Origin of the sequence: Metaclostridioides mangenotii, assembly GCF_017873185.1 — a bacterium.
Taxonomy (GTDB): domain Bacteria; phylum Bacillota; class Clostridia; order Peptostreptococcales; family Peptostreptococcaceae; genus Metaclostridioides; species Metaclostridioides mangenotii.
In genome coordinates this window covers 79,822-95,459 of record NZ_JAGGJX010000006.1, presented here as the reverse complement: position 1 = coordinate 95,459, position 15,638 = coordinate 79,822, and the positions used below count along the sequence as shown (strand labels likewise).

The following is a 15,638-nucleotide window of genomic DNA, read 5'->3' as shown; positions in this document are numbered from 1 at the left end:
ACATAGTCAAGCCCCCTATAAGTTTAATAGTTGCAGTATAAGAATTATTTTGATTTTATTGATAAAATAATTTATTCTTATTTAAAAAAATTAATTAATATGAGACTATGATATAAATTAAGATCAAATTACATACCTATAAAGCCCTATTTATTGATTGTTTAAACTAAATTTTGCCATAAAACATGTTCATGTATAAAATAATTCGACGTAAGTCAAGTCTTATCCTTTTTTTTAGAGTTTTTTTTTTACATTCTCCGAAAATAGGGATATTTTTTTCTATAACTAAGAAGTATCTCTATTTTTGAAATTACGGATTATTAAAAATAATAAAATTGGTATTGATACAGAATAATAAATTATTGAAAACTTTAAAGAGAAATTTTTAGAGTCTAAAGTATACCCTGAAAAGTTATTGTGAAATCCAACTATATATTGAGAAAAGGGCATAAATTGAAGAGTAAACTTATCACCTGTTACCAAAAGTGCATTATGAATAATTGAAATAAAAAATATACTACCTACTACTAAAACTGCTTTATTAAAGTATAATGAAAGTAATATACGAAAAAATTACAATAAAAGTAAAATAAAAAAACATAGGATTATATATTAATTTTCATATTTCATCTCCTTGATTAACAAGAGAGTGCCCTTCATATGAATAAGATTTTAGTTATTTCTCTGGCTTCTTTTCTTAATGCTAATACTTCTTTTGAATTTTCATCAAATTCTAGCAACTTTATTATTTCTTTTTTAGGTAACATTTTTACCTCCTTTCTAATTTGATTTCAAGCATCCATATTTCAAGTTATCAATTTTGAAAAAATTTAGCAATAAAAAAAAATGTTTTTATTATAGAAAATTTCTATATAAGGATTTAAATTATATAAGGGGTTACTATTTTCACAATCTACCTAATTAATAGAATAAAAAGATAGACTACCCTTTTGTCGGCAATCTATCCTCCATCATCATATATTTTATAACTTCGTTATTTATTTGTAGTTCTATGCTTTATATTTCTCATTTTTCCTTTAGATTTATTTATGAGATTAAAAGTGTATCTACTTTTTCCTCTGTTCAATTGTGCTTGTAATTAAAAATACTTCTTTGAACTTGTTGCCCTTACTTGTGATAATGTTCTCCGTATCATACAGAGCGGAGCGTAATTCACTAAATCAATTTATATACAATCCAAACACGATGTTATATTTTTATTCAAAATTTCTCAATCTAAGCTTATTATTTAAAACAATGAAAAACCGTATCCCTTATTTGTGATACGGTTCTCCGCTACACCTCCAAAGGAGGTCGTTTTTCTATTCATGTATGTATTTACCATACTTATCCTTAAGTTTTTTAAAATGGTTTTATACTTACCTTTTTGAGTGTTATGTTAGTTCACCATACTAATATTTACAATCATATTAACCATATTCTTTTTATTTGACATCACATTGATACTTCTGATATTTATTACAAATAATATCTCATCTTCATTATCAAATAAATCGTTAAAAATTTCTAAGGCTCTAACTTGGTTTTATATTCCAGTTTCACATTTATAATTACTCATAAAGATTTTATATTTACTTATTAAATTTTACCCTCTAAAAAGGATAATAAGAATATGGATACTGTAATAATGATAATGCTATTAAAGCAGCAAGTGGAAAAGATCTACGTCTAAAGCGTCTAAATCTTCTAGGAGGACCAAATTGTCGTTGTAGACTATGTTGATTATCTGATTCTTGATCTATTACATCCTCACCAACCAAAACAATAACACAATCTGGCTCTACACTTTCAATAATCCCGTCAAATACACTCCCATCTTTCATTGTAAATATAGTGTGATAACTCATTAACCTCCTACATTCATCATGTAAATTCTGTACGTTTTCTTCCGTATTATTTCTTTCTAAATACATTTTCAACCAACTCCTCTCTTCTACCATAATATTAATTTATAGAGAGAGTGTTCATCTTTTAATATATAAATCGTTACAAAAAATTCTACAAATAATTTATAAGCATTTCATACAATAATTTCCTTTATTTTTGCTTCAAGCTTTTTATTATACTAATATAAATTAATACGGTTGATTTTATAGCATCCATTGACCAAGTTCTTCTGGATAAAATCCCAAGTGTACAAATTTAATCATATTTTATTATTCAATCGAGTAGTCGCTAAAAGATTATTTTATTTGGTAAACAATAAAAAAGTATGTATCGAATTTAACATCAATACATACTTAGCTACCTTTATATACTTCTAACCCTTATTTATGATAATGCTCTGTAAACCTTACTCAAAAGCTTATTTTAAGTTACACGTTTTATTATCTCTTATCATACAAACTACGATGACTTATTATATTCATGTGCTTTTAATTTAAGAATTCCCTTATATAAAAGTTATATAAGATCGAATTTTCTTATTTTTACTTTTAGTATCACTTCAGGAATAGAAATTTTTTATACTAGATCTCAATTATAATTAATATAATAATATATTGAAATTTAAAAAAATACTATTCAATAATGTAAGCACTTACAATTTCACCATAGTAAGCTGTATGGAAATCTCTGTTTGCTCCATGGAATGATCCATCTACATCTTGAGGATAACATGCTTTTAAATTTTCTTCTGTAATCTCATTCTTGTCTTGTTTTTGTTTATATATAACCTTACATTCAAGTGTTAATGGAAATTCTTTTATCCCTGGAACAGAAATACTTTTAGGTTCCTCAAGTGATAAATTTAGTTCACTAATTTTATCAGTAGTACGACCTGATTTCGTTCCACATACACCTAATATTTTTCTATTAAATTCACCAATAGGTATATTTACAGTGAATTCAGGATTTTTTTCAAGTTGATGTTTTGTAAAACGATTCTCTCTTACAAAAATTGTAAAAATAAGTTTCCCCCATTCAATTCCAAGGGTCCCCCATGAAATAGTCATAGGGTTAACTTTATCTTCTACCTTTGTTGTTACCAAAACACCAGTTTCAACAGCTTTCATAATTTCATTAGCATAATCAAATACTGCTATTTCTTTCTTCATAATATTATTCTCCTTCAAACTTTATTATACTTTTTTATTTTTATGTTTTATAATCTCTATCTCTGTACTCGTTTATTAAGCCCGATTTTTTAATCAAAGTATGACATAGTCCAAAATATTCTATGTTAGTATAATTTGAAATTTCATTCATTGCATTCCGCTTCTTCAAGCAGCAAAAAAACATTTATACTTCCTTTACTAGTTTATCCATTTTTCTTAAAAACCTCAGAATTAATTTTATTAATACAGAATAATCTTTTCCTACTATCTTTCCAATTTCATGATCTATTTCAATAATATCGTACCAACTCCACCTTTAGTAAACTCTTCATATACCTTAAATAATTCATCTGTCATATTAATTCTTATCAATCTTGTACTTTGTATATGCTTATTATATAATCAATTAAGTTAACAAAAAAGTACGCACTTTTTTGTTAACTAGTAACCAAAAGGAGAGTATTATATGTCAGATAAGAATATCGTAAATATCAAACCATTTGCATATGCCATTTCATTAATTGAAGGAAAATGGAAAATGCATATACTATTCTGGTTATGGAAAAAAGAGACTATGCGTTATGGTGAATTGAGAAAAGCTTTAGAGACTGTTTCACACAAAATGTTAAGCAATCAGTTAAAAGAGTTAGAATCAGATGGATTAATTACACGTACAGAATATCCTCAAGTTCCACCAAAGGTAGAATACAGTTTAACAGAAACCGGACATTCACTTATGCCTATTTTACAGGTACTTTGTAATTGGGGACATGAGCATTTTGAAGATTACTAAAAGTTAGCCAGTTAAAGCAAACTAATATTTTACATATATACATATAAGTTAAAAAGTGCATTTACAACCACAGCTGCTACTGGTGGATTTTTAGGTGCTACAAATATAGGATGATATTTGTGATAATGGTTCTATAAGGAGGCTTTTTAAAATTAGAGCTAGTACGGATTATAGCAGATATTGTAATGGATTAATGGCTAATTGCATTATTAGCCCTATCTCCAATAATAGTTGTCGAAACAAAATTGTATTTTGAACGCCTAAATAATACTCAAAACCAAATAAATAAGAAACTTTAATAGATTAATTTAAATATAATATAAAAAGATACCAATAAAACTTCATCATTTGAAAGTCTTTATTGGTATTTTTTTATATTATTAGCTATACTTTTCTTTAATACTCCGATTTTTATCAATTTGTCCAACTATGCTTTGCTTTATTCTCTATATTTTCATAACGTTTTATTGACTTATTGATATAAAGCCACTTTAGTACTAAATAATTTATCAATATTTTTAGTGGTTATATATAATGTAGAATATTTATTCGTTGATACTGTTCCAAAAAACCTTCTGGTTTATTTTTAACGAACTTTATATTGTTATATTATAAGGTTGATATTATACCATTTATTTTTAGTAAAAGTATGATTAATATAGAAATGTTGCCTAGCAAAGTAATCATTATAATAGAAAATCTAATTGTCCAGATTTTATACCATCCACCTTTATAATTAGGTACGCTTCGACGACCACGATAATTGAAGGCTGAAAATAGTGTTAGCAAGACCAATACAATCTGCATGCCAATACTTATTAATTGTAAAGAATTTGTGAGGTCACTATTTGTCCACAATCCATAGTTAAAAAAAGATGCTAAACCAGTTACAATTGCTAATAAGGTTATCATAAGCTCTCCTCGATTATTTTATTAAAAGTTCTGTAAAAACAATAAATGTATTTATGTCTTCATTCAAATATACATATAATAAATGATTTTTTCAATAAAAAATAACTAACAATTATCTAACAATTTTGTAATAGTATTTTTTTACTTGTACTATTATAACAATCAAATAAGAGAAATAGGAGAATGTTTACAATTTTATTTATTCTCTATACTCTATCGGCAACCTACCGTCTCTTATGCCTTTTTAAATTGCTTGTCTTAAACTCCCTTTATCACTAGGCATATACTCCACGTTAGCAACTAAAGATCCTATTCATTTTTTTATTTCTACTTAGGTCATACTTCATCTCTTTAGATAGGTTTATTTTAAAGTACATTAAGCTAAACACTACTTTAATTGAGTCAAACGGATCAATTTAGAATAAATTTTTATTTAAATTAACAATATTAGCCTCTTTTATAAATTCTTCTATTATACTTCTCCCTACATTGAAATAACTTATACACTTATCAATTATAGCTGCATCACTACTAACTACTCTATCTAACTTTTCTAAAATTACATCTGCATTATTTACTAGCTTAACTTCAGTTTTAATTTTCCAACTTTGCGCACAATCTAATATTTTATATTTCAAATTACCCGAATTAGAAACTGGGGAATCTAAGTAAAATTTCACTTCTTTCGCATTATATTTATTCAAAAATTCTCCTATTAAATTTAATGCTTCATCTGTTTTATCAATAATTTTATATGTCCCCCTAAGTCCTGCTAAATCTCTAACATTTCCATCACTACCTATAATTAAAATACCTCCAGATAACGCAACTTCTAATGTTATTATCAAATTAAATCCATCTATATATATAGGTCCTTCACTTATTTCATCTATAGAAAGTTTTTTTGATTGTCTTATTAGTTTCTTTTCCTCTGAACATACAGCTCTTTTTAGCGCATCTCTTTGTCTTAGTGAAAATTGGTATCTATCTCCTGCAAAGTTTACTACTGGTTCTATTTTATATTCTCTATTTATTAACCACTCAATTTCTTCTTGAGCCTTTATTAATCTTAATAGTTCTTTATATGAAAACCATCTTTTATCATTTTCATTAAATCCTCTTTTGGATACTTTAGTCATACTTTGATTCACCACCTTACTGTAGTTGTACAACGTACATAAAAATAACACTTTAAAAGTTTTATTTCTTAGTATAACTCTTAAAATAAAAGTTATACTTCCGCTGATTTTTAACCAAAGCTTCTTCGCCTCCTTAAGACCTCCCTCTATTAATAAAATTAAACCAGGACTTAAGCCCCCCATACTAAGATCATAAAATCCGGTTATTGATATTTATTTCTATTTATCATAAAAATAGCATGTATAATTTATTTTATTTTTGGCTTATAATTATGAGTTAATAAAAAATAAAAGTTTTCATCTAGAAAATGTGCAGATTTAAAAAGATTGCACTTACTTAATGGTATAATACTGTGAAATAAAGATAAAATGGATAAAAAACTAATAAAACAGTTGTATTTTTCTACTAACATTTGTAGCTCTGTGACCCTTATTTATGATAAGGTTCTCCGTATCGTTGTTATGGAGCTATTATAGATATATTGCTATAATTCACATAATTAAAGACGGTTTATATAAACCGCCTTTTAAATACCTTCTTTACCATCTTTATAACTCAATTCCAAATTAGAATAGAAAATAGCGAAGACATATAAGACCTCGCATTGTACTTTCAATATATCTATTCAATTAGTATATTTACCTAGTATTATAAAAACTCCTTTCTAGCATCTGTTATATTTATAAACATTGCTTGAAAAGAGTTTTTATTTAATTATTTATTTTGTAGTTTCTTGTTAATTATTATCAGGTACATATACTGCATCAGTATGGAAGAAATATTGATGATTATCATCTACACATGCTTTTCTACCATTTAAAATATCATCCTCTGCTAGACCCTCTGCAAATTTTACTACATTTTTTACTAATCTACCTGAATTACCAGTACAGTCATACCCATCAATCCATATAACTGGCTCTGTTTCTGTTTCCTCAGTATATGTCACAGTTCCATTTACAGTTAATTTTGGCTCTCCTATACCATCAGCTTCACCTTTTGATACTTCTATTCCTCCAGATTCATTTCCGCTTACTTCTACTATTCCTGTTAATGTTACTTCAGATCCATTTACAAGTATGCCACCATCTGCTCCTGATGATGATACATCATTTAATGTAACATTTTTCGCATTATAAACTTGAATTCCGTACACTCCTTGCCATCCCTCTTTAGGCGTCATTTCTACTTTTAAATCATCTATTTTAGTTCCACTTCCACCATTTGTTATTAATAAACCATTTCTAGCAGTACCTACTTCTGGATTTTGATTTGAAGGTATCTCATTTATATCTTTTGTAAATGATAATGTTTTTCCTTTTCCATTTATAGTTACATCTCTATCAACTTCTATTATCTTACCTATATTATTTATTGATTTCGTTATATAGATTGTCTTTATACTCTCTTTTTCTAATGCAGATTCTAATCCTTTTAAATCCGATACATCTTCTACAGTGTCATTATATTCTTTAACAGTATAGAGATATTGATACTCACTATTTCCTTCATCACATACTTCTCTACCTTTTAAATTATTACCATTTCCAAAATGTACTACACCTGTTCCTAATCCAACTTCTCCATTTTCACTACATGCAAACCCATCAATCCATATAACTGGCATTGTTTTTGATTCCTCAGCATATGTCACAGTTGCATTTACAGTTAATTTTGGCTCTCCTATACCATCAGCTGTACCTTTTGATACTTCTATTCCCCCAAATTCATTTCCACTTACGTTTACTGTTCCTGCTAATGTTACTTCAGATCCATTTACAAGTATGCCACCATCTGCTCCTGATGATGATACATCATTTAATGTAACATTTTTCGCATTATAAACTTGAATTCCGTACACTCCCTGCCATCCCTCTTTAGGCGTCATTTCTACTTTTAAATCATCTATTTTAGTTCCACTTCCACCATTTGTTATTAATAAACCATTTCTAGCAGTACCTACTTCTGGATTTGAAGTTATATTATTTATAACATCTGTAAATTTTAACATATTGCCATTTCCATTTATAGTTACTTTTCTATTAACTTCTATTATCTTATTTATTTTGCCTATTGATTCCTTTATATTTATTGTCTTTATACTCGTATCTTCTAATGCTTTTTCTAATTCCCCTAATTCTGATACATTTGCTACTGACGATACAGATCCACCTCCACCGCCTCCAGTTGAACCACCTGGTCTATTTCCTTCTATATTTGGTGTTTGATTTCCTGTTGGATTATTAGATATAGTACCACTATTATTTATTACAGTTCCTGATGCATCATTTTTCACATTTGTTACTGTTCCTTTATTTACTACTTCTACGTTACTTGCACTTCCCTGAACTTCTATATCAGATATTTTTGCTCCACTCGTATTTTCAATTTTTCCACCAACACAATCTTTAACTACTATTTTATCTATTGTACCTTTGTTTACTATACTTGCATTTGGCGCACTTACAGTTATAGTATTTTTGTAGTTTCCTGATAAGTTTATTGCTATAGCTTTGTTAGTCTTTATAACTATTTCTTCATTTATATCAGCTGATGCCTTATTTATAACATTGTTTGCGTCACCTTTAGCCATCGCTTTATTAAGCACAGCTGGTGCCATATTAATAACATCATTTGCGTCAGCTTTAGCTATAGCTTCATTAAGCTCAGCCACAGTAGATACATTATATGTAGTAACTTCTTGCAAAGTTTTTAATTCATTAAATGAGGCTTCATTACTTCCTCCACCAACTTGAGTTATAGTTTTGAAAGTCTTAGTATTAGTTACATCTTTTTGACCTTGACTTAAATTCTTTCCTACTAGTATAACTGGTGAATCGTTTTTAGCAGCTAATACTCCAACAGCTAATCCATCTATTAGTTCATTTTCTTTAGTCATACCATTTTTAGCTACATAAGCATTCTTTAATTCTTTTTCTGTATAGAATGTTTCTATAACCTTTGCATTAGTTTCATTTCTATCTTTACCTTCTACTCTTGTTGCATTTGGAAGTTTACTTGCTACTTCTTTTGTTACTGAGTTTGTTCCACCTATTACATATGAAGTTTTTATAGACTTTTCTGCTATAAATTTATCTGCTACTTCAGTTCCCTTACTTGGACTTGCAAGTATTATAGGCATATCTTTATCTGCTGCAATTGGAGCTATACTTATAGCATCTACTATACCTTTTTCTCCATTTGCTACTGAGATTTCAGATACTTTTTTTATATCGTCTAATCTTTTAGCTAATTCTAGAGAAGTTTCGTATCTAGTATTACCCCAAATTCTGTCAGTTGATATTTTTTCAGAATTTAATGCAGATTCTACAGATTTATTTAATGAACTTTCTCCACCTATTAAGTATACCTTTGTTACACCTAGCCTTTTTAACTCAGCTTTAGTTCTATCATCTAATTTATTATTTTGTGTTAAAAGTATTGGAGCATCTTTTGCTTCTGCAAAAGGTGTTGCAGTTAATGCATCCGCTAAAGAGTTATCATTTACTATTACTGCTTCTTTAGCTTTTGTCCATCCTTTTTTACTTATTTCTATTGCAGTTTCCCATCTTCCATTTCCCTTTAATGTTTCACTTGATACACCTTCTGCTGCATCTACAGTCAAATTCCCTAGTACGCTTCCTGCTACTAATGTTACAGTAAGCAGTGTTGCTATTTTCTTTGGTAATTTCATTATAACGCCTCCTATGAATGGTATATTACTCCTTATTCTATACTATCATACATCTATGTCATTTTTTGCCATTTTATGCAGTAATATATTATTTTTTTATAGAATCTTGTCTTTAAATAAAAAATGTATGCTTCGCCTTTGGCTCCGCATACATTATACTTTTTCTTTAAAACTCAAATATGTACTATTCTCTCCTACTGTAATCTATTATCTACATATTATCATAACTAAAACAATTAAGGGTAGTTTATTCAAACCACCCTTAATTTCAGGTATATAATTTCAGGTATATCAGAAATTTTTATATTATCTTAGAAAAATAAAAATGTTAAAAATTACTTTTACTTAAATTCTTTATTATCTAAAATAACGACCTCTGACTTAACTTCCTTTGATTCCTTCTTTGTATTATTTACAAGATTTATGACATCTTTATATGATTGCTTTGCTCCCTTTATAAGCAAGGGTACTCCTATAAAATCAATCTTTAACCACCTAGAAAATAATCCACCAAAGGTCATTGATAATGGAACCGTCGGCGACGTATTGGAAAATACAATTTTCTCATTTAATAGCTCTTGTTTATGAAGCATAGAAGCTAAATTATATAATCCTGGAATTAGAACCTTTGAACGTCCCCTACCTATAGTATAGACTTTGTTTCCATCCTTATCACTTCCATAATAAAAAAGTTCTCCGCGATTTCCAGATTCTAACTTATTAAAGTTAGGTAAATTTAGTATTTCTTCCTTAGTCGGTTCTCGAGTTTCATCCAGCATTTCTAAGTGATAAGCAATTGCTAGAATAGATGAATGGGTTCCCCCATAACAATTATAAATGTATATCATTAAAATCACCTAATTTCTTATTTTAATAATTGTAGTATATGCATTGAACATTGAAATTAAACAATATTTGAAAAATTCAATCCAAGGTCTTATCTATCTTGGGGTTTCAACTTCATTGCGTTCAATAAGTTTTTTAGCATATTTATATCTAATAGGCTATCTTTTACAATCGCTGTAATGATTTATTTAGCATTTTTATCAATAAAAACACCATTATAATAAACCAACGACACTTTCAGCATCATTGGTTTATTTCTTAGTCTCTATTAATCTTTACTTATATCAAGCTTTTCTTCTTATCTTTATATAAAACTGTAACTATTCACATTATTTATTAAGGATTTCCATTTCATTATTAACATATGCTTCACAAGAACGCATAGCTTGAATTGTTTCTTCAAACAATTTATCTAACTCCCATCCAAGCATCTCTGCACCTTGTTTAATTACATCACGCGAGCATCCTGCTGCAAATTTCTTATCCTTGAATTTTTTCTTGAGACTTGAAAGTTCCATATCCATAGCACTCTTAGACGGACGCATTCTTGCTGCTGCACCAATAAGTCCGGTAAGTTCATCCACTGCAAACAATATTTTTTCCATCTGATGCTCTGGTTTAGGCAGTTCTCCTGAGCAAAGTCCATATCCATGACTAGCTACCGCTCTTATTAATCTTTCATCAATACTTCTTTCTCTCATGATTTCTTGAGTTTTATTACAATGTTCTTCTGGATACATTCCAAAGTCTAGATCATGGAGCAATCCAACCATGGCCCAAAATTCTACTTCATCTCCATATCCTAATTTCTCTGCAAAATACTTCATAGCTCCTTCAACTGTTAAAGCATGTTGGATGTGAAACGGCTCTTTATTATATTCATTAAGTAAACTCCATGCTTCTTCCCTTTTTATCATAATAATATCCTCCTTTAAAATTATAAAATATGATACAGAAATTAATCTGGCCTAAAATACTCCAATTCACTATTTCTAAATGTCAAAATAAATTTTTTCTATTTATTTTCCTTGTTTCATTCAAGCGATTACTGTATAATAGTTTACGATCGTTAAATATATTTATCGTTAACTTTATTTTACTTTCGTTAATTATATTTGTCAATACTATTATAGGAGGTTATACCTTAATGAATATAAATTTTATTATTGCAGAGAATCTTAAAACACTTCGTATTGAGAGAAATTTAAGCTTAGGTCAACTTGCTGAATTATCTGGTATAAGTAAAGTCATGTTATCTCAAATTGAAAAAGGTGACACTAATCCAACTATAAACACTTTATGGAAAATAGCTAATGGGTTAAAAGTTTCTTATACCTCATTACTTGAACAAAAGGAGCATGATACCTATGTCATAAGGAAAAGGGATATTGAAGCTCAGCTTACTGAAGAAGGTCACTATCGAGTATATTGTTATTATACTAGTACACCCTATCGTAATTTTGAACTTTTCCAAATTGAAATTGATGAAGGTTACTCATATAAATCTGTAGGTCATTCTAATAAGTCACAGGAATATATCATGGTTTTAGAAGGGGAATTGACATTAGAAGTAAACAATAAAACTTATAAGCTAACTCCTGATGATTCAATAAGTTTTTCTGCATCTAGTCAACATATATATGTTAATAGTGGAAGAGGGACTTTAAAAGCTACTATAACAAATTTTTATTCTGCTTAAGATTAGGGGAGTTACCTAAATTATAAATAACTTAAAGCAAAAAGGATATTTATTTCATTTAAGTTAACAGAATAAATATTACCTCATTAAAATAGAAAAAGGAATACTCATAGTTCTTGTTACTCATTAATAAATATACTAATAAAACTGTTATAACTGCAGCTCCAATAGCATAAAATATATTTTTAATAATATTATTTCTATATTTATTATCTTTAATAGGGATTTCTCTATTTTCCATATACGCTAATTAGGTCTGTATATCTTTATTTTTTTTAATTTTTTCTACCTTAAATACAGACCATAGCATTATTACCATGAAAATACATTCTAAGCTGTTATTAATCTTTCAATTATAAAGTAATAAAGACACATACACCCTATAGATATATATGTCTTTATATTGTAAAATCCGCACACCTTACTTGTTATACATATATTTATTTTTTTTATTTCAATGCTTGATTATTCAACTACCCTAGTTATTTCAATATCATCTGCAATAAATATATCTCCCTTTTTAGTTCCTTTTAAGGCTACAGTATCTTTAATTTCTATATCTTTTTTTGTGCAATCTTTTCTTTCAATAATATCACCATTTGCTTTACCTATATTTAAAGTGAATTTTGCATCACTACTAAACTCTACTCTTACCAAGTTAGCATGTCCATCTCTTCCTGCTACAGAAACTGAACTACCATCTTCAAATTCTTGAACAGTTATTAAGTTTATAACAATCCCTCTATTGTTTATTTCTTCAATATTTCCATGTATTTCTTTTTTCTCATTACTTTCAATTGTTACAGCTGAGTCTGAAGTAGATAGTTTTTTAGATACTTCTATTGTACCAACAATATCATTATTGCTTTCATCATACCATACTTTTAAAATAGAATAAGACTCATATTTAAAAAACTCTTCCTTGCTTAATTCTTTATATGTAATAATAGATTCATTTTTTAATTCATCTACCTCTGTACAATAAAATTTAGTTTCATCATTTATTTCTACATTCATCTTCTCTAAAAAGTCTATATCACTTGAATTTTCTGCCACCATACCTTTGTACATATAAATTTTTTCATCCTTTGTATTTAAATAAGTACCTATAATATCCGGTTCTCTTTGTGGAATATTTTCTTGTCCTATAGTTGTAACTTCATGGCTAGTTAATCCTAATAAGCTTCCAAATTGTTCTCTTGCGATTATAAATGCACCAATACAGGCAATCGTACTTAATATTATAGTTGCTTGATTTAATTTTTTCTCATCGCTTATAAGTTTTTTTATAACTATATACACTAAATAACCACTTACTCCACCTAATGTATTTAATATTAAGTCATCAATATCTAAACTTCCTAAGTATCCAAAATATTGACTAAGTTCAAAAAACATACTAAGTGTTAAAGTTGCTATAACTACATTTTTTAAACTTCTAAACTTTTCAAAAAACAAGGGTAGAAAATATCCTAAAGGCATAAATATACATATATTCCCAAATATATTAGAAAAAGCCCATATCAAATTATTATCTTCCATACCAATACTAAAAAACTCTAGTATTGTTTTAAAAGGTATTAGATTAGCACTTCTAAAACTTGTACCTATATCACCTTTTATTATATCAACTAATGGTTTATATTTAAATAAAACTATTTTAAATAAAACTAATAGGTATATTATAAAAATTGTATATAATATGTATCTACCTTTACTATTTTTCTTTTCAACTTTATTTTCCATAAATAAATCCTGCTCCCCTTTTAAACTTATACTACTTTAATAAATTTATATATTTGTTATTTACTTTCTTTTTCAAAAGATTTATTTATAGAAAAAGATTTACTATCTCCTACAAAAATAATTGGATAATTATCTTCATCTCTTCCAATCTTTACTTGCTTTTTTTCTTCTTCTGTTAATCTGCTCATAATATGATTTACAAACTCTTCTTCTATAGATTTAAAATCGGTAGATACTACACTCTCACTAGCATAAACTATATTCTGCTTAGTAATTGTACTAATAGAAAACATAGAAATCACGGCTATCATAACTATAAATATAGATATACTAGTTCCATTTTTATATCTATTAGAGTCTAATATTTTTTCTACTCTACTTTTAATCAACTTTATCTCATCATTATTAAACTGAGATGAACAAAAAGTACTTTTAAGTGTATTTTTATATCTTAATGAATTTACTAACACCAAAGCGTAACTTTTTACTTCTTCTATACTAAATTTCTCAACTACTTTTTCATCACAAGAAAGCTCACATTGCTCTTTAAAATATTTATTTAGTATTTTTACTAATGGATTAAACCAATGGATTGCACTAGCAATCATTAATAATAATTTTAATAAATTATCTTTTCTTATAAAATGAATAAGCTCATGTCTAAGTATCCACTTTATCTCTTCTTGGTTATAGTCTTTATTAGGTATTATTATTTTATGATTTATAAAACCTATTAACGCTGGTGATGAAAGTCCATTTACCTTAAACATATTAATATTTCTTTTAATATTTAAATCTTGCTTTTCTTTTTCTAAAGTATTAATTATATATTCATCTTCAATCTTATATTTTATATTTTTCATTTTTTTATAAAACATAATTTGCTTATACATATTACTTATAAGTACAAATATTGTACCTATTATCCAAACATAAAATATTAAATTTAAAAAAGTTTCTAGATTAGTGCTACTTTCATATATGTAAGCTATACTATCTAAGTTATTACTTCTTTTATTAAAAATTTCAATAGGTAAATATATATCTATACTAAATATAAAAAGCATTCTTAATGCTATTAAAATACAAATCATGTAATTTAGTTTATGTGTATATTTACTTAATGTTTTATTTTTTAATAAATGTATTAATATGATTGGTATACTTATATATATACTTGTCTTAAATACGTCCATAACTATATAGCTCATACTATCACCTACTTTTTATCCAATCTTCTAAAGCCTTAATATCCTCCTCTGAAATATCCTTAGAATCATCTAATGCTGATACCATACTGGATAAAGAGTTGTTATGCATAAAACTAAAGAATTCTTTAGTTTCAAATTTTAAATACTCCTCACCATCAACTAATATGTAATAAAAAGTTTGTCTTCCGTCTTTTTCTGATTTCAAAAATTCTTTTTCGACTAATCTTATAAGCGTTTTTGATGTGGTTCCCTTTGACCAATTATATTTTTCACTCATAAATTTTGTAATATCTACTGATGCTACTCTTTCCTTTTTTTGTTCCCATATAAATTTCATAACTTGTAGTTCTGTTTTCGGAATCTTTTTCATTTTTAACACCTTTCTTGTGCGACATTTGCCTACCATTAGTCTAAGTATATTACGGCACATGTCTACTGTCAATTGTAATTTAGCTTTTTTGTATATAATCCTAGCTCTTACAATGAATTTACTTTAATCTATATCAAAAATAATTGATAA

Annotated in this window: 11 protein-coding genes; 2 read left to right on the top strand and 9 right to left on the bottom strand. The window is 27.5% G+C overall.

What is annotated here, in order from left to right:
- Positions 1-1,613 precede the first annotated feature (1,613 nt).
- Positions 1,614-1,961 (bottom strand): hypothetical protein, encoded by a 348-nt coding sequence (locus tag J2Z43_RS12265; protein WP_327786963.1) that lies wholly within the window; start codon positions 1,959-1,961, stop codon positions 1,614-1,616.
- 579 nt (positions 1,962-2,540) lie between these two features.
- Positions 2,541-3,077, bottom strand: a complete 537-nt coding sequence (locus J2Z43_RS12260; RefSeq protein ID WP_209457423.1) for a flavin reductase family protein — start codon at positions 3,075-3,077, stop codon at positions 2,541-2,543.
- Between the two features lie 466 nt (positions 3,078-3,543).
- Here J2Z43_RS12260 and J2Z43_RS12255 point away from each other — a divergent pair, with 466 nt between their 5' ends.
- On the top strand, positions 3,544-3,870 hold the full coding sequence (locus tag J2Z43_RS12255) for a winged helix-turn-helix transcriptional regulator (protein WP_209457422.1): 327 nt from the start codon (positions 3,544-3,546) through the stop codon (positions 3,868-3,870).
- A gap of 1,328 nt (positions 3,871-5,198) precedes the next feature.
- Here J2Z43_RS12255 and J2Z43_RS12250 read toward each other — a convergent pair.
- The 4 genes from J2Z43_RS12250 to J2Z43_RS12235 form a co-directional block, all read right to left on the bottom strand.
- Positions 5,199-6,104, bottom strand: coding sequence for a DUF434 domain-containing protein (locus J2Z43_RS12250; protein ID WP_234926380.1), 906 nt, complete (start codon positions 6,102-6,104; stop codon positions 5,199-5,201).
- 554 nt (positions 6,105-6,658) lie between these two features.
- A complete protein-coding gene (locus J2Z43_RS12245; RefSeq protein ID WP_209457421.1) occupies positions 6,659-9,616 on the bottom strand; it encodes a cell wall-binding repeat-containing protein in 2,958 nt (985 codons plus the stop codon).
- Positions 9,617-9,957: 341 nt separating this feature from the next.
- On the bottom strand, positions 9,958-10,464 hold the full coding sequence (locus J2Z43_RS12240; RefSeq protein WP_209457420.1) for a DUF3189 family protein: 507 nt from the start codon (positions 10,462-10,464) through the stop codon (positions 9,958-9,960).
- Between the two features lie 327 nt (positions 10,465-10,791).
- On the bottom strand, positions 10,792-11,379 hold the full coding sequence (locus tag J2Z43_RS12235; RefSeq protein WP_209457419.1) for a hydrolase: 588 nt from the start codon (positions 11,377-11,379) through the stop codon (positions 10,792-10,794).
- Positions 11,380-11,609: 230 nt separating this feature from the next.
- Between J2Z43_RS12235 and J2Z43_RS12230 the strand changes: the two genes are divergently transcribed.
- Positions 11,610-12,161 (top strand): helix-turn-helix domain-containing protein, encoded by a 552-nt coding sequence (locus J2Z43_RS12230; protein ID WP_209457418.1) that lies wholly within the window; start codon positions 11,610-11,612, stop codon positions 12,159-12,161.
- A gap of 465 nt (positions 12,162-12,626) precedes the next feature.
- Here the strand turns inward: J2Z43_RS12230 and J2Z43_RS12225 are convergent, their stop codons facing one another.
- Genes J2Z43_RS12225 through J2Z43_RS12215 form a run of 3 tightly spaced genes read right to left on the bottom strand, consistent with a single transcriptional unit; the run spans position 12,627 to position 15,488 of the window.
- A complete protein-coding gene (locus J2Z43_RS12225) occupies positions 12,627-13,907 on the bottom strand; it encodes a VanZ family protein (protein WP_209457417.1) in 1,281 nt (426 codons plus the stop codon).
- Positions 13,908-13,963: 56 nt separating this feature from the next.
- Positions 13,964-15,103: a M56 family metallopeptidase gene (locus tag J2Z43_RS12220; RefSeq protein WP_234926393.1), complete on the bottom strand. Its 1,140-nt coding sequence runs from the start codon at positions 15,101-15,103 to the stop codon at positions 13,964-13,966.
- 19 nt (positions 15,104-15,122) lie between these two features.
- Positions 15,123-15,488 carry a BlaI/MecI/CopY family transcriptional regulator gene (locus tag J2Z43_RS12215; protein ID WP_209457415.1) on the bottom strand — a complete coding sequence of 122 codons (366 nt, stop codon included), beginning with the start codon at positions 15,486-15,488 and terminating at the stop codon, positions 15,123-15,125.
- Positions 15,489-15,638: the final 150 nt, after the last annotated feature.